At 41.6% G+C, this 24,908-nt stretch carries 22 protein-coding genes and 1 tRNA gene; 12 read left to right on the top strand and 11 right to left on the bottom strand.

The window, feature by feature from the left end; genetic code table 11:
• Positions 1 to 6: 6 nt before the first annotated feature.
• From ACYQ3L_RS08270 to ACYQ3L_RS08245, 6 genes are all read right to left on the bottom strand, one after another.
• Complete coding sequence (locus tag ACYQ3L_RS08270) at positions 7 to 720, bottom strand: GNAT family N-acetyltransferase (protein WP_379996318.1); 714 nt, start codon at positions 718 to 720, stop codon at positions 7 to 9.
• On the bottom strand, positions 710 to 1,660 hold the full coding sequence (locus ACYQ3L_RS08265; protein ID WP_379996316.1) for a glycosyltransferase family 2 protein: 951 nt from the start codon (positions 1,658 to 1,660) through the stop codon (positions 710 to 712). Before ACYQ3L_RS08265 ends, ACYQ3L_RS08270 begins: the two co-directional genes overlap by 11 nt.
• A 345-nt stretch (positions 1,661 to 2,005) precedes the next feature.
• Entirely contained in the window at positions 2,006 to 3,817 is a 1,812-nt protein-coding gene (locus tag ACYQ3L_RS08260; RefSeq protein WP_379996314.1) for a TonB-dependent receptor, read from the bottom strand.
• 125 nt (positions 3,818 to 3,942) lie between these two features.
• Positions 3,943 to 6,939 (bottom strand): tetratricopeptide repeat protein, encoded by a 2,997-nt coding sequence (locus ACYQ3L_RS08255; RefSeq protein ID WP_379996312.1) that lies wholly within the window; start codon positions 6,937 to 6,939, stop codon positions 3,943 to 3,945.
• Entirely contained in the window at positions 6,936 to 7,457 is a 522-nt protein-coding gene (locus tag ACYQ3L_RS08250; RefSeq protein WP_379996309.1) for an NUDIX hydrolase, read from the bottom strand. The genes ACYQ3L_RS08255 and ACYQ3L_RS08250 overlap by 4 nt, the downstream gene beginning before the upstream one ends.
• Positions 7,458 to 7,505: 48 nt before the next feature.
• Positions 7,506 to 8,093: a DUF3109 family protein gene (locus ACYQ3L_RS08245; protein ID WP_379996306.1), complete on the bottom strand. Its 588-nt coding sequence runs from the start codon at positions 8,091 to 8,093 to the stop codon at positions 7,506 to 7,508.
• Between the two features lie 333 nt (positions 8,094 to 8,426).
• Between ACYQ3L_RS08245 and ACYQ3L_RS08240 the strand changes: the two genes are divergently transcribed.
• Positions 8,427 to 8,498, top strand: a tRNA-Arg gene (locus ACYQ3L_RS08240).
• 469 nt (positions 8,499 to 8,967) lie between these two features.
• Here the strand turns inward: ACYQ3L_RS08240 and ACYQ3L_RS08235 are convergent.
• Positions 8,968 to 9,153, bottom strand: a complete 186-nt coding sequence (locus ACYQ3L_RS08235; RefSeq protein WP_379996301.1) for a hypothetical protein — start codon at positions 9,151 to 9,153, stop codon at positions 8,968 to 8,970.
• 264 nt (positions 9,154 to 9,417) lie between these two features.
• On the opposite strand from ACYQ3L_RS08235, the gene ACYQ3L_RS08230 reads away from it, so the two are divergent.
• The 5 genes from ACYQ3L_RS08230 (at position 9,418) to ACYQ3L_RS08210 (ending at position 16,360) form a co-directional block, all read left to right on the top strand.
• Positions 9,418 to 10,026, top strand: coding sequence for a porin family protein (locus tag ACYQ3L_RS08230; protein ID WP_379996299.1), 609 nt, complete (start codon positions 9,418 to 9,420; stop codon positions 10,024 to 10,026).
• A gap of 3 nt (positions 10,027 to 10,029) precedes the next feature.
• Entirely contained in the window at positions 10,030 to 12,471 is a 2,442-nt protein-coding gene (gene priA, locus ACYQ3L_RS08225) for a replication restart helicase PriA (RefSeq protein ID WP_379996297.1), read from the top strand.
• Positions 12,472 to 12,944: 473 nt separating this feature from the next.
• Entirely contained in the window at positions 12,945 to 15,320 is a 2,376-nt protein-coding gene (locus ACYQ3L_RS08220; protein ID WP_379996294.1) for a transglycosylase domain-containing protein, read from the top strand.
• Positions 15,321 to 15,372: 52 nt separating this feature from the next.
• Positions 15,373 to 15,942, top strand: a complete 570-nt coding sequence (locus tag ACYQ3L_RS08215; protein ID WP_379996292.1) for a GYF domain-containing protein — start codon at positions 15,373 to 15,375, stop codon at positions 15,940 to 15,942.
• 13 nt (positions 15,943 to 15,955) lie between these two features.
• The gene (locus ACYQ3L_RS08210; RefSeq protein WP_379996289.1) at positions 15,956 to 16,360 is read left to right on the top strand and encodes a DUF2752 domain-containing protein; all 405 of its coding nucleotides are present in this window, start codon (positions 15,956 to 15,958) and stop codon (positions 16,358 to 16,360) included.
• Between the two features lie 2 nt (positions 16,361 to 16,362).
• Here the strand turns inward: ACYQ3L_RS08210 and ACYQ3L_RS08205 are convergent, their stop codons facing one another.
• The 4 genes from ACYQ3L_RS08205 to ACYQ3L_RS08190 all read right to left on the bottom strand — a co-directional run bounded on the left by ACYQ3L_RS08205 (position 16,363) and on the right by ACYQ3L_RS08190 (position 19,886).
• Entirely contained in the window at positions 16,363 to 17,283 is a 921-nt protein-coding gene (locus ACYQ3L_RS08205; RefSeq protein ID WP_379996286.1) for a TraB/GumN family protein, read from the bottom strand.
• Between the two features lie 416 nt (positions 17,284 to 17,699).
• Positions 17,700 to 18,275 carry a hypothetical protein gene (locus ACYQ3L_RS08200; protein WP_379996284.1) on the bottom strand — a complete coding sequence of 192 codons (576 nt, stop codon included), beginning with the start codon at positions 18,273 to 18,275 and terminating at the stop codon, positions 17,700 to 17,702.
• A gap of 11 nt (positions 18,276 to 18,286) precedes the next feature.
• Positions 18,287 to 18,769 carry an RNA polymerase sigma factor gene (locus ACYQ3L_RS08195; RefSeq protein ID WP_379996282.1) on the bottom strand — a complete coding sequence of 161 codons (483 nt, stop codon included), beginning with the start codon at positions 18,767 to 18,769 and terminating at the stop codon, positions 18,287 to 18,289.
• A gap of 397 nt (positions 18,770 to 19,166) precedes the next feature.
• On the bottom strand, positions 19,167 to 19,886 hold the full coding sequence (locus ACYQ3L_RS08190; RefSeq protein ID WP_459952385.1) for a helix-turn-helix domain-containing protein: 720 nt from the start codon (positions 19,884 to 19,886) through the stop codon (positions 19,167 to 19,169).
• Between the two features lie 369 nt (positions 19,887 to 20,255).
• On the opposite strand from ACYQ3L_RS08190, the gene def (ACYQ3L_RS08185) reads away from it, so the two are divergent.
• The 6 genes from def (ACYQ3L_RS08185) (at position 20,256) to ACYQ3L_RS08160 (ending at position 24,908) form a co-directional block, all read left to right on the top strand.
• Positions 20,256 to 20,825 carry a peptide deformylase gene (gene def / locus ACYQ3L_RS08185; protein WP_380000242.1) on the top strand — a complete coding sequence of 190 codons (570 nt, stop codon included), beginning with the start codon at positions 20,256 to 20,258 and terminating at the stop codon, positions 20,823 to 20,825.
• A 214-nt stretch (positions 20,826 to 21,039) separates the two neighbouring features.
• The gene (locus ACYQ3L_RS08180; RefSeq protein WP_380000240.1) at positions 21,040 to 22,059 is read left to right on the top strand and encodes a branched-chain amino acid aminotransferase; all 1,020 of its coding nucleotides are present in this window, start codon (positions 21,040 to 21,042) and stop codon (positions 22,057 to 22,059) included.
• Between the two features lie 18 nt (positions 22,060 to 22,077).
• The gene (gene lptB, locus ACYQ3L_RS08175) at positions 22,078 to 22,875 is read left to right on the top strand and encodes an LPS export ABC transporter ATP-binding protein (RefSeq protein WP_380000238.1); all 798 of its coding nucleotides are present in this window, start codon (positions 22,078 to 22,080) and stop codon (positions 22,873 to 22,875) included.
• A 197-nt stretch (positions 22,876 to 23,072) separates the two neighbouring features.
• On the top strand, positions 23,073 to 23,498 hold the full coding sequence (gene ruvX / locus ACYQ3L_RS08170) for a Holliday junction resolvase RuvX (RefSeq protein ID WP_380000236.1): 426 nt from the start codon (positions 23,073 to 23,075) through the stop codon (positions 23,496 to 23,498).
• 14 nt (positions 23,499 to 23,512) lie between these two features.
• Positions 23,513 to 24,076 (top strand): peptide deformylase, encoded by a 564-nt coding sequence (def, locus tag ACYQ3L_RS08165; RefSeq protein WP_380000246.1) that lies wholly within the window; start codon positions 23,513 to 23,515, stop codon positions 24,074 to 24,076.
• A 19-nt stretch (positions 24,077 to 24,095) separates the two neighbouring features.
• Positions 24,096 to 24,908 carry a polysaccharide biosynthesis/export family protein gene (locus ACYQ3L_RS08160; protein WP_380000233.1) on the top strand — a complete coding sequence of 271 codons (813 nt, stop codon included), beginning with the start codon at positions 24,096 to 24,098 and terminating at the stop codon, positions 24,906 to 24,908.

Below are 24,908 nucleotides of genomic sequence, written 5' to 3'. Positions count from 1 at the left end.
TTGATATTATTTAAGCCAAAAATGGTATATATTGCTTATCCTATTTACAGATAATCCACACCGTTCGTAAAAATGACAAGCTCCCTTATTATCAAACTGTGTGGCAACCTCTAATACAGGTAATCCTTCATTACCCAGATATTTCTTTACTGCGTCGATTAATAATTTGCCATAACCTTTGCCTTGTACCGGTTCATCTGTCGCTATAAGACCTATTTGACCATATTCAGGATATTTTTTCACTGTTATAAATCCAATAATGCAATCATTCTCATACGCAACGAAAGTCTTATCTGCAATACGTTTTGTAAGAGAATTCCTAATCCAAGTCTGATAAAAATACTGAAAGTCTGCTTCCGTAAAATGCGAATCCAGCTTATACCGTGAATACGCCCCACTCAGATAGCCTAAATGAATTAATACCGGGTCAGGCTCTATATCTGTATACTCCTTTACTGAAAGCGGAACATCTTGCTCAATCTGTGTAGAACCTGAAAAAACGACTTTCCGGTCAACAAGAGTACCTTGGAACTCATTCAATAATACACGTTCTACATAAAAAGATTCGTTTCCAAAACAGTATATCAGATCGTAGCCATCCTGTGTCGCCTGCTCTAATAATATAGGTAAACTACCAGTATCTTCATCCTCCGGACAATTTATTCTACCTATTTTTTTCCGGAAAAAATTAGAATCCCATTCCAGATATTCAATTTTCATTATCTTTCCCTGTTGAATTCTCAACATTCACCTCTTTTGCAATAACATATATAGGCCTGTTCTTTACTCCTTCGAATATTTTCCCTATGTAAAGCCCTACAATACCTAATGTTATAATTATAATACCTGACAAAAACCAAACAGATATAATCAAACTTGTATAACCCAACACAGTTATACTTCCTGATATCCATAATATCAATGTATATATGGCTGCTATGATAGATAAAAAAGAGATAAAGACTCCTGCCTTTACCGTCAGTCTGACAGGCTTGTCGGAATATGCAAGAATTATATCTAAAGATAAATTCAGTAGTTTCCTGAGGTTATATGACGTTTTCCCTTCATACCGGGAACTATGTTCTACCTTAACTTTAGTCTTTTTGAATCCGACCCAGTTGACCATCGTCGGAAAATATCTGATGGATTCACGCATTGAGCAAACAGCATCAATAGCCTTTTTGCTGTAAATACCAAAGTTTGCCACACTTCTATCCTGTTTCACACCTGTGAGATACGACAATACTTTGTAAAATAAGGATGATGAAAGGCGTTTCAGGAAAGTATCCTGCCGTTCATGACGTTCTGCAAGAACGACATCATATCCTTCTTTTGCCTTATTATATAAGCCAGGGATCTCTTCGGGCTGATCCTGCAAATCACAGTCCATAACAACGATCCAATTCCCGGAGACATGGTCCAATCCCGCCGTAATGGCATAATGCTGGCCGAAATTCCGGCTTAACTTTATACCAATAACTCTTTTATTGTCCTTTGCTATTTGTTCTATTACTTCCCATGAATTGTCCGGCCCGCAATCTTCGACTAATATGATCTCATAATCGGAAGTTATTTTAGTCACGGATTTTTCTATCCGCTCCACTAATAGAGGAATGATTTTCTCTGCGCGATAAACAGGGCTGACAATTGATATCTTCATTTAAACCTTAATGTTAAAGTTTTAGTTAAGTAATTCAAGCTGCGATTTAAATCTTAGAAAAATTATCAAAAGAACATAACCGGGAGCGCTCTATTATCCGTTTGTCTCTAATATATCTATATAATAATATAGATCAATTTTGTAGAATTTTTGAATTCTCAATCAAATCCGTTAACCCGGTAGATTTTAACGGGAGGTACAAAAAATCGATTATTCATTCTAATTCTGCCCCATCATACCCACAACTCTCTTTAGGAATATATACATGAAGTACACAATCTATAGATAGCATATTAAATTAAGTACTATTTCATATGAAACAGAATGCAAATTTAGTTTTTTATTTTAAAACTTAAAGCTTAATCCTCCCAAAACATTAAATCCCTGCAAAGCGTAACCATACTGCAACTCATATTTCTGAAACAAAATATTGTTTACTCGCGCATTCACAGATAACCAATCTGTCACCTGATATTCACCCCTGAAATTAAGTTCGTTGATATCCTTCATTTTTATGCCTTCCTGTACCGGTATCATGTAGCTGCTATATACTGTTTTACGGCCACCGGCATACAGATAGTTCAATGAAAATGTCAGTTTATCAATCGGTTTAATGTCAGCATTCAGTTCGGCTGTAAATGTAGGACGTCCCCATGCTTTCTTTTCCGAATACAGGTCTTTATCTATCAATGTCACATTTCCGTTTACATATTTCACATCGTAAAAATAAGCTGTAATCTTAGCGGATAAATCGGTATAAGGAATAAGCTTAGTCTTCAGCAATCCACCCACATGTCCTGTACCTATATTGGCATATAAAGGCGTTCCTACATTGCCCCACGTAAGTGCATCCGGAAAATAAGTACTTGATGATGGGTCATATAATGATTGGGCCAAATACAGATGGTCTTTATCTGTCTTTTTATATCCCGCAAATATATCGAATTCGAAACCGCTAATAACTCCCGATCTAAAACCAAAGCGGGCATCGAATAAAGTTTTTGAATATTCTACCCGTGCAATAGGATTTACATATCTGTTCTCTTGCAAAATATCAAGGTAAGTATTGTTATTCACTCCTCCGGTCACCTCTCCGTAGAATGTATTCACATCATTAATATGGATAGCCGCCTTTACATTCGGACTTGCCATAAATTTTGTCTTGGTATCAAACATTCCGCTCACATTTACCCCCAGATCAGCATCCCAGTTACCTCCTTGGAATTTGATGTAAGGAGTAGCCGTAATGTTGGTAAAGCCGTGGAAAGCATTCTCTAAAATTTCATTCTTACTGCTGAACGATTGATTCATAATGAATCCTTTTACTCCGATACTCCTGTCAGAGCCAAATTCAGTATAAAAGTCCGCATCTAAATCCAGCTGACCTCCCTTAGGTCCGTCTTGGGAGGTATATACACCATACTTACTTTTAAAATTCTGATAACGCACGCCTCCCTTATACTTCAATATCCCTTGGTTCTTATCGCTGGATTTAAGTCCCGCTCCTATACTAAATACATCCACATTCTGGCGTGAATCCATATCAAATGGATAGGCTACGGATGACATACTAGGTATAAAGGGATTGCCATAGTAATTATATGAAGTATTATAAAACGATGCATCGAACCACAATACTGAAGGATCGAACATATGCTGATACTTCAGGTTTACTTTACTTGCCGAATATTTCGCTTTCGCTTTATCCATCGTATACGGGTCGGCATTGATATAGTCTACATTCGCGCTGGTAGAACTGTGGGTAGCGAATACGTCTAAACGATCCCTGTTCCCATTGACGAGCCTGTATCCGAAGGCCCCTTCCAGATTCGAATTATTTCCGGCTCCCAATACCAGGTAACCACGTTTCTTACTAAAATCCACTCCTGTATTTATATCGCTGGGTGCCGCACTGCCCAATTTATTATTAGTCAGACTTATCTGCGGCACTGTGCTCACAAACTTCAGCTCTTTTGCTTTTATTACGGGTGAATATATAGAAGGTTGGGTATTTACCTTCGATGCATCCTGCAATGTAGGATTATAATCACGTTCGAGCAATACCTGACGGATCAGAGTCGAATCTTTCTGGGCTGTTGCGGTCAGGCTTACAATACCTAATGCTGTGACAAAAACAGATTTATATAATGTTTTCATTGTTCTTCGTTTTTCAATTTTGTACATTTTCATATTTAGTAACAGAAGATATTTAATGATATATTTTCGGACGTTAACTTACATTAGTTGTTATACTTACCAAAGTAACAAACAGGTCTGAGACCTTATTTCAAAGCTGCCAGACGTGATGAAATCATTTCTGTCAAATCAGTCTCCTGTCCCTTATAGTTTGCCTGCAAACTTTCGAGATACTGACGAGCCTGAAATTTATCGCCTTTAGCCGCATATACATCCGATAATACCACAATAGCACGGGCCATCCAGTATTCGTGCGGAGTACCTTCTTTCATAAAAGACTGTATCTGCTTTTCGGCTTTGTCGTACGATTTGGCCTGATAGTATATATCAGCTAACAGATATTGGGATTCTGCACCAAATGCGCTACGGGTATCTTTTGCCACTTCCTGTAAATCCGCAATAGCCTTTTCGGACTGCCCCAGATTCTTCAACGACTGACCTCTGTAGAAGCGGGCTTCGTTAGCTACATTTCCGGACGCTTTATTCTGTAACAACTTATCGGCAGCAGCGACAACATCCTTGTCCTTCTTCATCAGGTAAGCACAACGCAACATACCCAGTTGGGCAACATCCTTATTTTCACTCTTCGAGGCTACCATGTTCAGGTGTTCGTATGCGCCATATGCCGCTTCGTAATTTTTTCTGTCAAACTCGATCCCTGAAGCATATATCAACGCGTCATCGATATATTTCGGATTATTACTGTTTATCACTTCTTTAAAATGGCCTAATGCCGAAGTAAAGTCTTTAGCTTCGAATGCCATACTTCCCAGATAGAAATGCGCATCACTCGAAAACACGCCATTAGGATATGTCTGGAGATATTTGTTCAATGCAGTCTTAGACTCGTCTTTACGTCCTTTCATATATACGTTTTCCGCGGCAAGATAGGTTAGTGAATCCTGACGGCTGGCCGATAGGATAGTGCCTTGACCCAGAGAGTTTACATAAGAAGCGTAAGAACTTATATCGTTTATATCTTTATATACGCCTTCCATACTTTCTATAGCAGTGCGGGCCTCCTCCGAATTAGGATAATTATTAACCACCTCTTTATAGGCAGCGATTGACTTCTGCGGATTATTTGTATTGAAATACAACTGTCCTAATTGCACACCTGCTTTTTGTGCCAGATTTGATTTAGGATATTCTTTCAGTAGCTTTTCAAGCACGGAGATTGCTTCCGGTTCTTTATTCAGCATAACCAATGCACGGCTTTTCTCAAATAAAGCATTATCGTAATATTGAGAGTCAGGATATTTTGCCATCATACTATTCAAAGCTGATACCTTCCCGTTATAGTTTCGCTGCAAACCAAGCACGAATGCCTTCTGAAATTCGGAATAATCCGCATTTGCCGGATTTACATTTGCTGCCTGCGAATAATAGCTTTCCGCGTCCGGGAAGTTACGGTTATACAAGTAACAGTCTCCTATACGGTTCAGAGCATCCGGATAGTTCGGCGACTGGCGGTTGGTTTCCGCAGATATATATTTCTTGAAATTAGTCAATGCCTTGCTGTAATTCTTTTGCTGAAAATCAGTGTATGCCAGATTATACAAAGCAAGCGGATAGTTCTGTTGCTTAGTGGATGCCTGAGCGATATAAGAAGAGTAATCGCGGGCAGCAGCCGGATAATTACCTTTACGGTAAGCCAGATCGCCACGCCAGAAGTAAGCTTCGTTTCGTGCCTCTGCATTATAATTACCCATATTGATCGCAGCGTTCAGGTCGCGCTCGGCGGCATCATATTGTCCGTCGATAGATTCCTGCACACCCAATTGGAAAAGAATCAATTGTTTTGCATCCAGAATCTGCCTGCCCGGAGTCTGTATACTATTGATTGCAGAAAGCGCCGTATTGTAATTCTTTGTAGACAGCAACGTGCTTGCCAATGCTTCGTTCACCTCATCTGTATATTTCGATGACGGATATTCCGTAAGGAAGCGTTGTGACGCGGTTATAGCCTGTCCGAAAGCCGAGCCTCCTCCACGATTCATCAACATTACATAATTATATAAGGCTTCTTCACTTATTGTTTTATCAAACCGGGTACGAGCAGCTGCATCGAATGCCATAATAGCATTCGGCGTATCATTTACTTTCAGGTATGATTGTCCCAAAAGCATATACCCCGCTTGTCCGAGCAGGTCATCCGTCGAAGCCACATCGCGTTTCAACGCATTTATGGCATTACCATGAGCGCTTGTCTGATAGTAGGCTTCTGCCAGTTGGTACATATCATCCCGGAATGTAGAAGTCGCACTTTCCAGATATTTCTCATAACTAACAATCGAGTTACGGGCGTCTCCCTGGCGGTAATAACTGTTTCCCAACAGACGGTATACCTCCGCAGTATTCGTATTACCGGGATAAGTCGCGATATAATCACGTCCTTCGGCAATGGTTTCACTCATATTTCCTTGCAAATATGAAGTCTGAACCAAGAAGAAAGTAGCGCTTTCTTTATATTCTCCCTTATTTTTCAATTTACGGAAAATCGGGATAGCCTGCTCGTACTCTCCATCCTGAAAATTAGCGTATGCCAGATAATAGGATGCAGGTTCGGCATACTTACTACTATTGCGGGTAAGTAATCCGAAAAGACGTTTTGCCTCATTCCTGTTCCCGGCCTGTAAGTTGGCATAAGCTGTCCTGTAACTATAGTCTTCCTGCTCTTTTACATCCAGGTAATCCATATCTGCCTGCGAAAGCCAGTACAAGGCTTTTTGCCAGTCTTTTTCCGCAAAGTGAGTAGATCCTATGAAAAAACATATTTGGTTGCGGTGATATGTAGACGGGTATTTTTCAAGATAATCTTTCAATAGTGTTGCATCTCCGGCTTTTCCCTGATAGTATATGGAGCTGACAATCATATACTCGGCCTCAGGCAGAAGTTTGGCATCTTTCGATTGCTTCATGAACCCCTCCAATGAATTAATACAACCTACATAATTATTATCCAGAAACATCTCTTTACCCTGAGTAAAGAGCCTGCCGGGCAACTCCGTATATACGGATTTCTGCGCATAAGCAAATTGCATACTTAATGCAAGACCTAAAGCTACTAGTAGTTTTTTCATATATTCATTTTTTGTATTTCCTTTATTACTTCCTTTACTGATAACAACCCAAACAATTCAGGGTTTAATTCCGATATCTTTATAAATTCGAGTTTAGCTACATCGTCCTCGGCTTTCAGATTCTCCGCATTCTTCACAAAGCATCTATATACCAGGTCTAAAGTCTGCACCTCGAAACCCGAATATACATATTTATTGGGGATGGAAAACAAATAGCTTACCGTTTCCACACCGAGCCCCGTCTCTTCTTTTACTTCACGCGCCACGGCCTCTTCCCCTGTTTCCTCCATGTCCACAAAACCGCCCGGCAAATCCAACATACCTTTTGCCGGCTCATGCGCCCTTGTGGCCACGAGTAATTCTTTATTATCATTTATTATAATGGCAATAGTAGACGAACAAGAGTTGAAATAATAGATAAAGCCACAATCTTCGCATCGCTTCGACTTGAAGTTATTTTCTACAAAATGATTTGAACCGCATTTGGGACAATATTTAAATTGAGATAGAGGATGCATTGTGATTAATTAAGAATTAAGAATGAATAATTAAGAGTTATACACTGTTTACTGCTTACTGTTTACTGACTTCTTATATTCTTCCGCAACCAGAGTAAGTTCATTATACCAGTCTTCACCAAACCGCCGGATAAGAGGCTCTTTCAGAAACTGATAGATCTTCAGACCTTCTTTATTGCCAAGCAGAACGGCTGCCTTACATACCCGCCAGCGATGATAATTCACCGCCGTAAAATCTCTGTATTTATCTAAACGGATAGGATATAAATGGCAGGAGATCGGTTTGTAAAAGTCTACCCGTCCTTCGCGATGAGCCTTTTCTATAGCACATTTACAAATTCCTTTCTCGTCATAATAGGTAAACACACAGTCTTTCCCGTTGACGATGGAAGTTACCATATCGCCATCGGTGTCTTTATATGCTACACCCTGTTTCTTGATTACTTCCCGGGCTGCGGGGGACAAGTCGTCCCAGACCTGAGGCAACAGGTCTTCGATAATCTTTACTTCTTCATCTTCAAGAGGCGCACCGGAATCCCCTTCTACACAACATTCTCCCTTACATACCGATAAATCGCACAAAAAATTCTCTTCTATTATATCCGATGCGACTATCGTATCATTAATTTGAAACATTTATCTTTATTTTAAGGTCACAGACCTATTTACTATTTTGTTAAGTTTATAAACAACAAGCAAGTAGATTGGGACAATGCATTAACAAACATTTACTTCTACTTATGCATTTTGTTATAGTTTTTTTTGATATCTGGCTATAAAGATACGTTTTTGTATCCAATTGCCATATATTCACACCTGTTAATAAAGCTTTATCGTTAAATCCATCTTCAATTATTACGGCTTCACACAATACGTTTTCATTTTAAGAACGTGAATTTATAGAATCTATTTGCCATATGTCGGAAAATCTCTTATTTTTGCATCTGATTTGCAAATAGCAAATGTGCCGGCGCAGTAGTTCAATGGATAGAATAGAAGTTTCCTAAACTTTAGATTCGGGTTCGATTCCCGGCTGTGCTACAAGAAAAAAACCAAAATACCGGCTGATTATCACGCAGATAGTCAGCCGGTTTTATTTCAGGGGTTATAATGAAAGGCGTAAATATTTCGTATTATTCTTATTTAGCATTTCATATCCATCGCCCGGATAAGACCGTACTTACATAATAAAGCAAAACCGTCCTGCCTCCCAAGGTAAACACGGCTCTATGAAACGAGAACTGTTTTCGTCATGCGATACAACCAGACTGAGTGATATTATTGAACCGAAGCGATCCTATTTCGATTCATTTTTGCCAGTCCATTTCCCGATATAGAAAATAATGAATCCGATCGCTGATATTACTGCGATTGCGCCAATAACATATAAAAGTATGGCCGAAACAACCTTAACACCTATAATCAACAAGGTAAGAAACACCAATATCGATATAACACCAACTGATATAAAGAAATATTTTAATATATCCATGATATTTAGTCTATTAAATTACTCTTCTGAGTCCTTATTTTCCCGGCTATTTTTGTCTTTATCCACATCTTCTCTAAAAGCATGAAGATGCTCCGACTCAGCCCTCTTCTTATCACTGCTCAGTCCGTCAATTTTCTTCATCGGTGCTCCCAGCCTTTTATCCAAATAGGAGTTGTCGTTTAAGTTTTCATCATGATTGGACATAATAGAGTTTTTTAGGGTTAGCAATATATTCTACATAGAATTAGAACAACACAAAAAATAAAATTGTTTTCATAAATGCTTTGGAGTAATTTTCAACTTATTCCAATATAACATATCACGAGATATAAATTAATTCAATATCCATATCATTCGCAAATAAGGAGGAAATCAAAATCTCTATCTTTTTCCTATATTTGTGCCACAATAAAACTATATATATTCCGATTTGTTATAGTATATAGATAATTAAAAATGAAGCTCATTATGAAAACTAAGTATTTTTTGCCTTTAGGCCTGTTATTACTCTTATTTATAACTAGCATCAATCCATCTTCTGCCCAAATAATCAGATATGGACTAAAAGGGGGAATAGATGTTGCAGATCATAAAGTAAACTCTAGTATACTGAACGTAAAAAACCGCGTCGGGTTCCAAGTAGGAGGAATACTTGAACTAAACGTACCACTAACAGGTTTTGGCGTAGAAACGGGATTGGCCTATGGCAACAAAGGTTATAATGTAGACAGCAACGAAAAACAAGGTGATATATCAAACCTTAGTTATCTGACAGTACCTGTCAGCCTGAAGAAAAGATTCTCTATTTTCGGCGTTGCCGGCATATATTTCTCGGCTGGTGTATATGGTAATCTGAAAGTAGGCGGCGGCGAACTGAAAATTGAAGATCAGACATACGACCAAAAAGGATTCCAGACAGGATTTATTGCAGGTGCAGGTGTTAGTTTATTGAGCCACCTCGATCTGGGTATGAACTACCGTTATAAATTCACCGATACTTACGATCAGGAAGCTGCTAAAGATTTCAAAAAGGTAGACAGACAAACCTGGACAGTCAGTCTTGCATACTTATTCTAACGAATGACATTATACGCCGACGTAATATTACCGCTTCCTTTACAAGGACTATACACATACATTATTCCGCCGGAACTGGCCGATACGGTCTACGGAGGCAGCAGGGTGATTGTACAGTTCGGGAAGAAAAAATTTTACACGGCGATAGTTTTCCGTTCATACGAATCGGAAGAAAAACAAACACCGGTCAAAGATATAGTCTCCACTTTGGAGGACTACCCTATAGTAACCCCCTTCCAGCTGAAATTCTGGGAGTGGGTTTCATTTTATTACATGTGTTCGCTGGGTGATGTGTACCGTGCAGCCTTACCGTCAGCCCTGAAACTGGAGAGTGAGACTCACGTCTTTCTCAATCCGGACTTTGAAGCGGCAGAACCTTTGACTCTCAACGAGCAAAAGGTCTTTTACCTGTTGTCGCCGGAAAAGGCATCCACAATTGCCGAAATAGAAAAACGGGCCGGATTGACAAACGCCATTCCCGCCATCAAATCTCTGGCTGATAAAGGGGCGGCATATATAAATGAGAACATCCAAGATGCTTATTCCGCGAAAACTCTTTCAGCAGTAAGGCTTACAAGGGCATATACCGATGACGAGCTCAATGATATGCTCAGCGGGTTGGGAAGAGCAAAAAAACAACAGCATCTATTGACTGCTTTTCTCCATCTGAACGAAAATAACCCGATTGTCACAAAGAAGCAGCTTTTGGAAGATGCCGACACATCACCCGCCGTACTATCCGAGTTGGTAAAGAAAAAAACACTTGAAGTGTACGATATTGAAATCAGCCGCTTCGATTACGGAGAAACCAACATAGAATCCGCCTGCGAACTGAACACTTATCAGCAGCAGGCCTACGGGGAAATTATAAAGTCATTCGAAGAACAAGACACCACCTTATTGTATGGAGTAACTTCCAGCGGTAAGACCGAAATATATATCCGGCTTATCAGCGATGCTATAAGCAAAGGCAAACAGGTATTATACCTGCTACCCGAAATAGCGCTGACAACGCAGATCACCAACCGCCTGAAAACCGTCTTCGGCAATAAGCTGGCCGTCTATCATTCCCGATTCAATGACAACGAACGGGCCGAAACATGGAACAGGCTACTGAAAGACGGAGAAACGCAGGTTATACTGGGCGCACGTTCCGCCATATTCCTGCCGTTCACCAGCCTCGGACTTATCATCGTAGATGAAGAACACGAAGGCTCTTACAAGCAACAAGACCCTGCTCCGCGCTACCATGCCCGCAATGCCGCCATCGTATTGGCAAATATGTATAAAGCCAAAGTATTACTGGGTACCGCCACACCTTCCATAGAGACATACCATAATGCCCTTTCGGGTAGGTATGGCCTGGTAAGGCTCACCAAAAGGCATGAGGATATCGAACTCCCTCAGATAGCTGTTGTCAACACCAAGGAACTGAGACGCAAGAAGCAGATGAAATCGGTTCTCTCCCCTCCCCTGATAGAAAAAGTAAAGGAAGCCCTGGAAAAGAAAGAACAGATTATCCTGTTCCAGAACAGGCGCGGCTTCGCTTCCTTGCTTGAATGTAAAAACTGTTCATGGACGCCGCGTTGCTCTCATTGCGATGTATGCCTTACTTACCACAAGGGACAACGTATGCTTGTCTGTCACTATTGCGGTTCTACATACCGGGTTCCGGATGTCTGCGAGGAATGCAAGACACCCACGCTTGAGTTTCTGGGCTATGGTACGGAACGTATCGAAGAGGAAGTGAACACTCTTTTCCCGGAAGCGGCTGTCGCACGTATGGATCTGGATACGACACGGGGAAAAAAATCTTACGAACATATTATTTCCCGATTCGAAGATAACAGGACAAATATCCTGATCGGTACACAGATGGTATCGAAAGGACTGGATTTTGGCTATGTATCTGTTGTCGGAATACTGAATGCCGACAACCTGCTGAATTATCCGGACTTCCGAGCTTATGAAAAAGCTTTCCAACTCATTACTCAGGTCAGCGGACGCGCGGGGCGCAAGAATAAGCAGGGGCTTGTCATGCTGCAAACAGCACATCCCTCCCATCCTGTTATCAACTTTGTAAAGCACAACGACTACGAATCGTTCTATCAGACACAGACAGAAGAACGCAAGCTGTTTCGCTACCCCCCTTTTTTCAGGCTTATATCTATCGTTGTAAGGGGACGGGACGAAAAACTCACGGAAAATGCTGCCTCCCAATTTACCCACGCGTTAAGGCAATCGTTCGGCGGACGGATACTCGGCCCCGGAAAACCGCCGGTATCCCGCATTCAGTCGTTATATATCCGGAATATTCTGCTGAAGATAGAAAACAACGCGTCTATACAGAAAGTAAGGGAAACAATCCTCTTTCACCAATCGACTGTATTCACCAATACCGACTTTAAAGCGATCCTGCTGCACTACGATGTAGATCCGGTATAGCAGAGAACTGTCAGCTATTGACACCTCCCTCTCATCAATAATACTTTTCGGGCCTGCGGGTAATAATCAACTCAACAACTCTGTTTCTTGTAATAAGATTCAAGTGTTGTTTTATTCATATAATTTTATCTATATAATAAGCCAATAGCCTTTAGCTGTTAGCTGATAGTTCTTTGAAAGGTTGATTAAAGCAGTTACGAGTTACAAGTTGGCTGGCGTTTTGTTTCACGCAAAGGCGCAAAGTTCTACATCTTACGAGTTGTTGACTGATGACTGTTAACTGATGACTGTAAATACTGTTACCTTTGTTACCTTTTTTAATAGTTACAAGTTACTTCGCCCTAGGGCAGTTACGAGTTACAAGTTAGTTCACTGTTTACTGTTTACTATATATAACCATTTAAGGATTTTTATCTGCAATATTAAAAACGTTTTACTTAAATTTGCAAACTGATTAGATTTAGACCTTTTATATGGATAAGAAAGCAAAATCGAAGAAAAAGAAATTTCTTAGCAAATACACACCTCAACAAATAGTAAAAAAACTATGGGTAGCTTTCGGCTGCATCATTGCGCTGATTATTATCCTGTTCACCTGTATCGCGACAGGTATTGTCGGTTACATGCCCGATGTAGAAGAATTGGAGAATCCGATAGACAAATACGCTTCCCAGATTTATTCTTCGGACGCCGTATTGCTGGGAACATATTCACAAGCTAAAAACAATCGTATCTATTCAAACTATAGCGACCTCTCTCCATATTTGGTGCAAGCGCTTGTTGCCACTGAAGACGCGCGATTCTATTCGCATTCGGGAATCGATGCCTATGCATTGACCCGTGCAGTAGTAAAAACGGTTATACTTCAGCAATCGAGCGGAGGTGGCGGTAGCACCATCACACAGCAATTGGCAAAACAATTATATTCTCCTCCGGCCGAGAACTGGATGGTGCGTGTATTTTTGCGCAAACCAATCGAATGGGTAATCGCAGCCAAGCTCGAACGCTATTATACAAAAGACGAGATCATAAATCTTTATCTTAATCAGTTCGACTTTCTGAATAATGCCGTGGGTATCCAATCGGCAGCTCAGGTATATTTCAACAAGACACCGAAAGACCTGAAAATAGAGGAGGCTGCCACCCTTATCGGCATGTGTAAAAATCCGTCTTACTTCAATCCGAAAAGGCAACCCGAGCGCACAAGAGGAAGAAGGGATGTCGTACTGGATCAGATGCGCAAAAACGACTACATAACACAACAACAATACGATTCACTGAAACAGATACCATTAAAACTGGATTTCAGACGGGTAGATCACAAAGACGGATTGGCCCCTTATTTCAGGGAATATCTGCGTCTGACACTAAATGCAAAAAAGCCCGACAGATCCAATTACGCCTCATGGCAACAGGATCAGTTTACAATAGACTCACTTAGCTGGGAGACAAACCCTTTGTACGGCTGGTGCAGCAAAAACAGGAAGCCTGATGGCAGTAGTTACAATCTGGCAACTGACGGACTTAAAATATATGCTACAATAGACTCCCGGATGCAACAATATGCAGAGGAAGCAATGACCGAGCATATGAGCAAAGAACTGCAACCTGATTTCGATAAAGAAAAGAAAGGACGTTCTTACGCCCCATATTCCTACTCGGTGTCCAAGCAAGTAGACTCTCTGCTCTATAAAGCGATGAAACAAACCGACCGCTACCGGAATATGAAGAAGGCCGGAGCTTCGGAGAAAGAGATACTAGCCGAGTTTAAGAAGCCGGTAGATATGAAAGTCTTCTCATGGAGGGGTGAAATAGACACCATCATGACTCCGTGGGATTCGGTCCGTTATCATAAAGGATTTATGCGTGCCGGATTCATGGCTATGGATACACATACCGGCTATGTAAAAGCATATGTGGGCGGCATCGACTATCGCTTCTTCCAGTATGATATGGTAAATATGGGTCGCCGGCAGGTCGGTTCCACAATCAAACCATACCTGTACGCATTATCCATGCAAGAAGGTGTGACACCTTGCGACGAGATGCAATATGAGCAACAAGTTCTGATTGACGAGATGGGACGGCAGCATCCGCCACGGGGAATAAGGGCATCTAAGGTGGGAGAAATGGTTACTATAAAATGGGGACTGCAAAACTCCGACAATATGGTAACCGCATACCTGATGAACAGGACTTCACCCTATGCATTTGCACGCTTCCTGCGCTCATTCGGACTGACAGGACATATCGATCCTGTACCAGCCATGTGTCTCGGAACACCGGAGGTTACAGTAGCCGAAATGGTAGCTGCCTATTCGGCCTTTGCCAACAAAGGAGTAAGAGCTAACCCTGTTTATGTGACGCATATAGAAGACCGCTCAGGGAATGTAGTGGCAAACTTCTCGGCCAAGCTCGACGAAGTGTTCAGTGAGGGCACCTATGTGAAGATGCTGGATATGCTCCGTGGTGTAATCGATGGGGGAACAGGCGGCCGCGTAAGACGCAACTATGGCATTACCGCTCCATTGGGTGGTAAAACCGGGACAACACAGAACAACTCCGACGGCTGGTTTATGGGCTTCAGTCCTAAGCTTTCTGCCGGATGCTGGGTAGGTGGAGAAGACCGTTCCATACACTTCGACCGCACAAGTGACGGGCAGGGGGCCGCAATGGCACTTCCTATATTCGGCTTGTTTATGAAGAAAGTGTATGCCGACCCTAAACTGGGATATAAACAAACCGACCAATTTGCTCCTGCTCCGGGATACGGGGTATGCGACAAAGGTATGGACGAAGAAGTTCCCGATGCAGCACCAACAGTCGGAATCGATAAGATATTCAAATAGGCTCTGCAAACCCAGACTCACTACTTACTACTCAATACCGGATTTAGTCATTATGGTAAAATACTATTATATCGATGGTATATCGAAGCAGCAATGCGGACCATTTCCGCTGAACGATTTACTCTCAAAAAAAATCCGCCCCGAAACAATGGTGTGGCGTTCGGGCATGCCCGATTGGGTAAATGCCGGAAGCGTTCCCGAATTATCTTTCCTCTTCGATACCGAGATACCTGTCCCCGAAGCTGGGAAACCGGAAACTGTAACCACCGAACCTAAGCCTCAACCTATCGCTTCTCCTCAACCTGCGACCAGCTACCAGCAGGCAAACTACACTCAGGACAATAACGCCCGCAGATGGGATGACATACTTCCCATGCCTAAGAATTGGTTAGTGGAATCGATACTATTATCCATATTCTGCTGCTCTCCTATCAGTATGGCAGGCATTTTTTACGCTGCCAAAGTGGAATCCCTCTATTATGCCAAAGAATACGACCGAGCTACACAGGCTGCCCAGAATGCTAAGAAATGGGCTTTGGCCGGGATCTTATTCCTGCCCGCCTGCTATGTATTACTCGTGATATTCGGTGTTATAGCAGCGTCGGTATTTTCTTCGATCTGAATCCCTCCTAATTATGGACAGGAAAACGGCATCTGGCGGAAACCACACATATATCCGGCGCTTGCTCGGGATAGCGATACTACTGGTTGCAGGCGGTATCATTTACTATCTGTTCAGTCCCGGAGAATCATCCCTTTTCCCCCGATGTCCGTTCCATACGTTTACAGGGTTAGATTGTCCGGGATGCGGTTCACAAAGGGCTGTACATCATTTGCTGCACCTGCGAATCAAAGACGCATTCACCAGCAATCCCTTACTTGTCATTGCAATCCCCTATATTCTGATATGTATCTATCTGGAATATTTCGGGGGCAAAGAAAAGTATCCCCGTGTCAGACAATGGCTTTATAGCAAGAAGGCTATATATACGGTACTACTTGTCATTATCCTGTTTTGGATAGGGCGCAATCTCATCTGATATTATTTTACAGGCTCTACTGTATAACCTTTTGTTGCCAACTGGTTCAGTATCCCCTCTTCTCCGGCAAGATGCAAAGCGCCCACAGCGATCAGGTTAGAGTTATCTTCCATTATCGCGGGTAATTTCTCCACCCATTTATCATTCCGATCTCTATTAATGGCATTTTGCTGCGCCTGTGACACTTTACATGGCTCATCCGGATTATTGAAAGCCATGTTGTACATTCCGGTCAAATCCCCGGCTTTGTAATAAGCATTCAATTTATCCAGTTGATCTTTCGCCAAATCGCGGGTTTTGATGCTGCAAACCAGAGACTCCGCCTGATCTTTTAGCGGCTCGGCTTCAAATAAAGCATAAATCTGATCATCCACCGATTCCAATCCTAAGACCGATTTTCCATTCTCCTTTGCTATGCGTTGCACATAAGAGTCGATAGCTTCATGTGACATAGGATTGAACTCAGGATAAAGTTTTGTGTAAAGCGTGATGGTATATATCATCGAGATCATTCCCGGCTTGAATTGCCCGAATTGATCCAGACCCGCGCCTACTAAAGATTTCAGCCCTTCATCCAACGCCCGGGCATCTTCAGCCGAAAGCAGTTTGGAATAAGATTCTCCTGCGGGCATCATTGCTGCCGCCTGTACTTTTTGCTGCATACCGGCCTCATCCGACAACAATAGCTCACCCACAGTCTGTTGCGTATTCGCCATAACATCCCTCAAGCCCGGAATGTTATCGACAAAACTCACATGTGTAAGATGATGCGTACCCAGGATATAAGACGGCTTGGAGAGCCCGTTCCCGGACACTTTCCAAAGGAGAGCCCCGGTATATTTTCCTCCTGTCTGCGAAGAAACAGTTAAAGACACTGAAAGAAGCAGTATAACTGCGAGAATGGCCGATGTGATAGTTTTCATCCGTAATATATTTATGATCAATTAAGGCCAGAGGCCTATTTAACTTATAATCAGACTATCGTTTATAAAAGGTAACAGATATATCAGTAAACAGTTAGCAGTAAACAGTGAACTAACTTGTAACTCGTAACTGCCCTAGGGCGAAGAAATAACATTCGCCGAAGCGAAGGCGAGGCAAACTTGTAACTATTAAAAAAGGTAACAAAGGTAACAGTATTTACAGTCATCAGTTAACAGTCATCAGTCAACAACTCGTAAGATGTAGAACTTTGCGCCTTTGCGTGAAACAAAACGCCAGCCAACTTGTAACTCGCAACTGCCCTAGGATGAAGAAATAACATTTACCGAAACGAAGGCGAGGCAAACCCATAACTATTCCTGAAAAGTTAAATCTTTTTGCTTCCGATCTGTACTATTTATTTGTTATCCTTCTCAAAATCCTGTATTTCCCCGATAGAGTTTTCCATTTTCTTTATATTATTCCAATAAATCATCTTATATATTATTATGGCAACAAACAATCCTATTAATACTGAGATAACTAATATAATAAGGTGTCTGTAGAGATAATCCGGATCATCAGGTAATTCGAAATAGCCAAACAAAATAAAGAAAAACATAATCCAGACCAAACCTGTGACGAACTCCTTTAGTATCGCCTTCCTATACCAATAGAAATGACTCGAAATTTCCGTGATGCCCATTTCCGACAGATTAATCCTCCGCAACTTTCTGAACTTATAAACCTGCCACACTAAAAACATAGCGACACTTAATAAATAAAAGACAATGACAGGAGTGTGACGAAGCGAGAGTGCAAATATCATCGGAATACATATAATAAGCAATATAATACCCAATTTTTCATATCTGAGCAGGCTATTGAATGCACTCCGGCCTTCATTAGAAATCATCTTTTGTATTTTTTCATTATCTATGGTAGGTTTCATCTCCGTTTCCTGCCATGTTTTCTTTATATTATCCAAATCCATAATGATTCGTTTTATTCATTCGACATATCCCTCAGCTTATCCTTTATCCGGCTTATCTTTGTAGCCACATTGGTTACCGTAAGCCCCGTTATTTCAGCAATCTCTTTATAAGATTTATCATCGAGATAAAGCAATACCAAAGCCCGTTCTATTTTCCCCAGGCGGTTTATAAGTTTATATAACTCCTGTATTTCCTCATTATTATCCACTACATCGGGTATATCCATCGATATATCCACATAGCTGATATTCTTTTTACTCCTCCGGTAAAAGGAGACGCATGTATTCAGGGCAATCCGGTATATCCATGTAGAGCATTTACTGTCGCCCCTGAAAGACGGAAAAGCTTTCCATAAGTTAAGTACCACCTCCTGATATAAATCTCCCAGAGGATGTTCCATATCGGTATAGAAAGAAGAAACTTTGTAAATGATACCCTCATTCTGGCGTATCATTTCCAAAAACTGCACATCCACATTTGCCGTTTGTTCCATCTATCAGAGATTCGTTTCTATTTATATGTCGCCATTTAGCCTGTATCGTCACAAAATAATATATATTTTTCTTATTTCAAGATATATTGTTTTGTAAATCAGCTAATAGTTAGCAGTAAACAAAAATACAGTTTTTTTCCACTTATTACTTCTTATCTTCAATGTAAGTCCCTTTCCGGGGCAGGGTTGTTAAGTTCTCCGCTTTTATTCTGTTATTCTCTGCTGTCATCCTGAGTGGAACGAAGGATCTCCTTCGATTTAAGAGATGTTTGCCTCGCCTTCGCTTCGGTGATTTTGACTCCGTCGATTTTCAATTCAATTCACTTCGTTCAACATGACAAAGAGGATATAAGGATTCAGAACTTGACAACCCTGCCATTGAGGGACTAATCCGTCCTCAATCCGTTCTCGATGTATATCCCGGCGGCAGAAACGGATAGAGATTCTTTGGCTTGGGCTTCTCTACAGGAGCGGCAGATGGTTGAGCGACAGGCTGCTGCTCCATAACTTGCCCCTGCTCATTTTTCACTTTTAGTTCTTCACTTTTCACTTCCGGTTCTTCACTTTTCATTTTGCCTTCCTCTTCCAGTTCCTTGTCCACGGCCGCCACTACTTCCGGATTGAGCGAGCCGCCCGAACGGAAGCCGTTCCCTTTCAATATCATCAACTGACGCCTGGTCTCTTCGTCCTGTACTTCGATGACCAGCGGATGGCGTTCCGATGCAAGCAAGCGGTCTCTGTCCTTCTTCCTTTCCTCCCGGTCGAGTACGTACTTTATCGCGCGGATGCTCGGCGGGCAGAATTTCTTTTCCACTACGCGGCATTTCTCCACCTCGTTCAGCGGATCGTTCTTATCGGGGATGTAGGTGACCTTCTCTTTTTTCTGCATGTATCCCTCGAGCAGTTGTTTCAGTCCGATACGTGCCGAGGCTATCATCACCTCTTCGCGGTGGTCGATGGCTTCTTCCACCGCTTCGCCGAACTCCGGTTTTGCCTTTTTCCATTCGTAAAATGTCTTGCGGCTTATTTTAAATGTTTTGCATATTTCGGAGATACTGCACAAGTCCTGTTCTATCATCCGGATAATCTCTGAGGCCGTTTTCTCTTTATACTTCATAAGATACTTAAATATTAATGTTAATAATCAGTTTCTTATACAGATAAAGATATTTGGTTTTGATAAATTTTCAGTTACGCTGACATAGCCTCTGCCCGCGCAGATGCCCCGCTTGTGTGTGGCGTAGTAAACATTTTTGCCCTGTCAACAGGACACGGACTGGAAGTCCACGCCAGTGGGTGCCGGCGAATAAAATTACTTAGCCCAATGACGCCCATAAATAAAGTAGCACTTGTTTCTTTGAAGCCGCATTATTAACCGACATTTTATTATCTTTGTATCAAATCTCAATTCAATAATGCAGTGAAAAAAATTATATATATGCTTTTGCTAAGCATTGCCCTATCTGCGTGTAATTCAATAAGAAATATGACTACAAAAGAAAAGACATTAACCAACAGCCACGGTATTGACACCCCGTTCAGAGTATTACAGACGGACAATATAGATGATTCCCTCTTCCTGAGGAAAAAAAGCATCGATATAAACATTAAAGATATTGTATCCGACAAGGACTGGCTGCACTTTATCCAACGGCTGAAACTTACACTGGCCGTAGAATCAGGTGTCGGAATCGCGGCTCCTCAGGTGGGTGTGGGCCGGAACTTATTTTTATTTACACGAATAGACCGCCCGGATAAAGCGATTCAGGTGGCTATCAATCCGCGCATCGTAAATCATTCCGGCGAAACCATCTGTTTTGAAGGTGACGGATGCCTTTCCGTTCCCGAACTATCAGGAAGTACCAAACGTTATGCATGGATAGATGTAGAGTACTACAATGAAAAAGGAGAACTGATAAAAGAAAGATTGTCGGGGCAGTCGCGGGGCAGTGATTTCACCGGAGTTATCTTTCAGCATGAATTCGACCACCTGCAAGGTATTTTATTTACAGACAGGCTATTCGACGGAGCCGCAAGTCTTCAGAGAAGCAGATAACAGGATATTTACGGATACATATCCCAGACTATTTACAGTGCTCTGGAAAAATACACGGCCGGCAGTTGCAGGCTTAATGAATGATATAAAATACTTTCTTTCATTAAAAGCCAAACTTAATGACTAATTTTTAATCCTTATATCACCGAAAATTGTATTTTTGTGGGAATAAACAATCCTATCAATTATTATTGATGCTAAAACTTTTACTGATATGAATGCTATAGACTGGTCAAATTTGTCTTTCGGATACATGAAGACAGACTACAATGTAAGAAGTTATTACAAAGATGGTAAATGGAGCACCCCTGCCGAAACCACATCCGAATCTATTGACATTCATATGGCCGCGACCTGCCTTCATTACGGACAAGAAGCATTTGAAGGACTGAAAGCATTCAGGGGCAAAGATGGTAAAATCCGCATATTCAGAATGCATGACAATGCTTTGCGCATGCAATCTTCGTGTCATGGTATTATGATGGCCGAACTGCCTGTGGAGGTATTTGAAGAAACCGTTCTGAAAGCAGTAAAACTGAATGAACGCTTCGTTCCTCCTTATGGAAGCGGAGCTTCATTATACATCCGTCCTTTATTGCTAGGTTTGGGTGCGCAGGTAGGAGTAAAACCTGCCAATGAATATCTTTTCCTTGTGTTTGTAACACCCGTGGGGCCTTACTTCAAAGAAGGATTCAAACCTACACCTGTAGCCATTCTTCGCGGATTCGACCGCGCTGCACCATTAGGCACAGGTACGATAAAAATAGGAGGAAACTACGCTGCCAGCCTTGTGGCCGGAAATAAAGCGCACGAAATGGGCTATTCCGCGGTATTGTATCTGGATGCCAAAGAAAAGAAATATCTGGACGAATGCGGCCCTGCCAATTTCTTCGGGATCAAGGACAATACATACATCACCCCTCTTTCTTCATCTATACTGCCGTCCATTACCAACAAAAGCCTGATGCAACTGGCCGAAGACATGGGAATGAAAGTTGAGCGCAGGCAAGTGCCCGAAGAAGAACTGGCTACATTCGAAGAAGCGGGGCAAGTGGGTACCGCTGCCGTTATAAGCCCGATACTAAGGGTGGACGATATAGACGAAGACAAATCGTATGTAATATCCAAAGACGGAAATGCGGGCCCTATAAGCACAAGATTATACAACAAACTGAAAGGAATACAACAAGGGGACGAGCCCGACACACACGGCTGGGTTACCATATTGGAATAAGTATCCTTATCAACAGGCATGGAGGAAATAATAACAGAAGAAACAGCCATTCAGGAAGAACAGCACATGGTGCTGCGTACCGAAAACCTGGTTAAACGATATAAATCGAGAACAGTTGTCAATCACGTTTCGATAGACGTGAAGCAGGGAGAGATCGTAGGATTGCTCGGCCCTAACGGGGCGGGTAAAACTACCACTTTCTATATGACCGTGGGACTTGTAATGCCGAATGAAGGCAAAATTTTCCTCAACGAACAGGAGATAACAAAATTCCCCGTGTACAAACGGGCGCAGAACGGAATCGGATACCTGGCGCAGGAAGCGTCTATCTTCCGGAAAATGACGGTAGAAGACAATATACGTTCTATTCTGGAAATGACAAAAACTTCCGCGGCCTACCAAAAAGAAAAGCTGGAAAGCCTGATAGAAGAATTCGGACTGCAGAAAGTGAGGAAAAATCTGGGAGACAGGTTATCCGGAGGTGAACGCCGGCGTTCTGAAATAGCCCGTTGCCTGGCCATAGACCCTAAATTCATCATGCTCGACGAGCCTTTCGCCGGAGTAGACCCGATTGCCGTACAGGACATACAGGAAATCGTAGCCAAGCTCAAATATAAAAACATCGGAATACTTATAACCGACCACAATGTGGACGAAACGCTCAGTATTACCGACCGGGCATACCTGCTATTCGAAGGAAAGGTTCTGTTTCAGGGAACAGCGGAACAGCTGGCGAATAATGAAATCGTAAGGGAAAAATACCTTGGTCGCGATTTCGAACTGAAGCGCCGCAACTTCGAACACCTGAAAGAGTAATGCATCATCCCCCGGGAAACTCATTATTACTAAAGTAACTTTACAAACACAACTGATAGAAAAATAGGATATTATCTTTATACACAACCAATTTTACTCCTATTTTTGCTATATATAACAAAATAGAGAACATTCTTACTATTTACTTAATTAGATTAGAGATAAATAAAGTTTTTTATCTACCTTTGTTTTTTAATATGGGAAGATTTTTGGCTTTAGATTATGGGACAAAGCGAACAGGCATAGCGGTTTCCGATACGCTTAAAATTATTGCTAACGGCTTGACTACTGTTCCTACTCATACTCTGTTCGATTATCTTAAAACCTATCTGGAGAGAGAAAATGTTGAGCGCATCATAGTAGGCCTGCCGAAACAAATGAATAACGAATACTCTGAGAATATGAAGCATATTCTCCCATTTGTAAAAAAGCTGAAAGCACTTTATCCGGATATCCCTGTTGAAATGTACGACGAACGCTTTACATCTGCCTTAGCTCAAAAAACAATGATTGATGCGGGTCTGAAAAAGAAAGACAGGCAAAACAAAGCTCTTGTAGACGAAATCAGTGCGGTCATCATACTGCAAAGCTATATGGAGAGCCTGCGATTACAAAACAAATGAACAATAAAAAAAATATGATACTACCCATATATCTGTATGGTCATCCGGTGCTAAGGAAGAAAACCAGGGAGATCACATCCGGTTATCCCAATCTGAAAGAACTTATCGAAAATATGTTCGAAACCATGTACAATGCTGATGGTATCGGATTAGCCGCCCCCCAGATAGGACTGGATATACGCCTCTTTGTTATAGACCTGGAACCTTTGGCCGAAGATAACCCAATCTACTCAGGATTCAAGAAAGTATTCATCAATCCGGTTATTATTGAAGAAACAGGTGAGGTAGTAAAAATGGAAGAGGGTTGCCTCAGCATACCGGGTATCAATGAAAATGTAGACAGGGAAGAAAAAATCCGCATACAATATCTCGATGAGGATTTTATTCCTCATGACGAAGTATATGATGCATTCTTCGCACGTTGCATACAGCATGAATACGATCACATAGAGGGAATATTGTTTATAGATAAGATATCGGGCATACGCAAACAATTAATAAAGGGCAAACTGAACAATTTAATGAAAGGAAGGACCAATTGTCATTACAAAGTAAAACCTTCGGATAGTAGAAATTGAGAAACCGGATATATAATTTATGAAAAGCCTAGCAAAAGCACTTTTAATACTGTTTTGTATTATCTCAAGTCTCAGTTCTTGTGTAACAAACAAGCAAACGGACTTACTGCAGGATATAAAGCTGAATTACCCTCAGCTTATGGTCAAGGCAGAAGAATACAAAGTCATCCCCGGAGATCAGTTGAGCATCATTGTATATGCATGGGACCGTGAAACAGCAAATATGTTTGCGGGTTATAGCCCCCAATCTACATACAGAGGCATGAACGAATCGACTGGCGTAAGTGTAGGCTCCGAAATCAGAAGTCTGGAAAACACGTGGAACATAAGGCCTACAACCGTTTATGCCGACGGTACTATTAACTTTCCCTATGTAGGGAAAATATATGTCCAGGGACTTACCCTCCTACAAATAAAAACTGCTATCAGCCAGAAACTGAATACCTTTTCGGAAGGAACCATGGCTGATGTAACACTTGCAAACAGGTATTTCAGTGTACTGGGAGAAGCCGGGGCAAACAGGATAACGATGACCAGCACCTCTATGACGATATACCAGGCACTGTCCATAGCTACCAATATCGGCCCATACGGCGACCGGTCCAAGGTGACCATCATCAGGCAGAATGCCGGCGGATCGCTTACCAAAACATTCGATCTGAGAAGTAAAGATATTATTGACACAGAATTTTATTATATACAGCCAAACGATGTTATATACGTACCTCAGACCAAAGGCAAATTCCTGGGGGCAACCACATCATTTACCGGAATTTTCGGCATGGTAACATCACTAGCCGGCGTTGTAATATTAATACTCAGAATTTTTTAA

It is taken from the genome of Dysgonomonas termitidis, assembly GCF_054657735.1.
The sequence above is the reverse complement of the archived record's forward strand: the minus strand, read 5'-3'. Positions and strand labels throughout refer to the sequence as shown.

Coding starts and splice junctions, on each gene's coding strand:
- ACYQ3L_RS08270 (WP_379996318.1), bottom strand. CDS start 720: ATGAAAATTGAATATCTGGAATGGGATTCTAATTTTTTCCGGAAAAAA.
- ACYQ3L_RS08265 (WP_379996316.1), bottom strand. CDS start 1,660: ATGAAGATATCAATTGTCAGCCCTGTTTATCGCGCAGAGAAAATCATT.
- ACYQ3L_RS08260 (WP_379996314.1), bottom strand. CDS start 3,817: ATGAAAACATTATATAAATCTGTTTTTGTCACAGCATTAGGTATTGTA.
- ACYQ3L_RS08255 (WP_379996312.1), bottom strand. CDS start 6,939: ATGAAAAAACTACTAGTAGCTTTAGGTCTTGCATTAAGTATGCAATTT.
- ACYQ3L_RS08250 (WP_379996309.1), bottom strand. CDS start 7,457: ATGCATCCTCTATCTCAATTTAAATATTGTCCCAAATGCGGTTCAAAT.
- ACYQ3L_RS08245 (WP_379996306.1), bottom strand. CDS start 8,093: ATGTTTCAAATTAATGATACGATAGTCGCATCGGATATAATAGAAGAG.
- ACYQ3L_RS08235 (WP_379996301.1), bottom strand. CDS start 9,153: ATGTCCAATCATGATGAAAACTTAAACGACAACTCCTATTTGGATAAA.
- ACYQ3L_RS08230 (WP_379996299.1), top strand. CDS start 9,418: ATGAAAACTAAGTATTTTTTGCCTTTAGGCCTGTTATTACTCTTATTT.
- priA (WP_379996297.1), top strand. CDS start 10,030: ATGACATTATACGCCGACGTAATATTACCGCTTCCTTTACAAGGACTA.
- ACYQ3L_RS08220 (WP_379996294.1), top strand. CDS start 12,945: ATGGATAAGAAAGCAAAATCGAAGAAAAAGAAATTTCTTAGCAAATAC.
- ACYQ3L_RS08215 (WP_379996292.1), top strand. CDS start 15,373: ATGGTAAAATACTATTATATCGATGGTATATCGAAGCAGCAATGCGGA.
- ACYQ3L_RS08210 (WP_379996289.1), top strand. CDS start 15,956: ATGGACAGGAAAACGGCATCTGGCGGAAACCACACATATATCCGGCGC.
- ACYQ3L_RS08205 (WP_379996286.1), bottom strand. CDS start 17,283: ATGAAAACTATCACATCGGCCATTCTCGCAGTTATACTGCTTCTTTCA.
- ACYQ3L_RS08200 (WP_379996284.1), bottom strand. CDS start 18,275: ATGGATTTGGATAATATAAAGAAAACATGGCAGGAAACGGAGATGAAA.
- ACYQ3L_RS08195 (WP_379996282.1), bottom strand. CDS start 18,769: ATGGAACAAACGGCAAATGTGGATGTGCAGTTTTTGGAAATGATACGC.
- ACYQ3L_RS08190 (WP_459952385.1), bottom strand. CDS start 19,886: ATGAAGTATAAAGAGAAAACGGCCTCAGAGATTATCCGGATGATAGAA.
- def (WP_380000242.1), top strand. CDS start 20,256: ATGACTACAAAAGAAAAGACATTAACCAACAGCCACGGTATTGACACC.
- ACYQ3L_RS08180 (WP_380000240.1), top strand. CDS start 21,040: ATGAATGCTATAGACTGGTCAAATTTGTCTTTCGGATACATGAAGACA.
- lptB (WP_380000238.1), top strand. CDS start 22,078: ATGGAGGAAATAATAACAGAAGAAACAGCCATTCAGGAAGAACAGCAC.
- ruvX (WP_380000236.1), top strand. CDS start 23,073: ATGGGAAGATTTTTGGCTTTAGATTATGGGACAAAGCGAACAGGCATA.
- def (WP_380000246.1), top strand. CDS start 23,513: ATGATACTACCCATATATCTGTATGGTCATCCGGTGCTAAGGAAGAAA.
- ACYQ3L_RS08160 (WP_380000233.1), top strand. CDS start 24,096: ATGAAAAGCCTAGCAAAAGCACTTTTAATACTGTTTTGTATTATCTCA.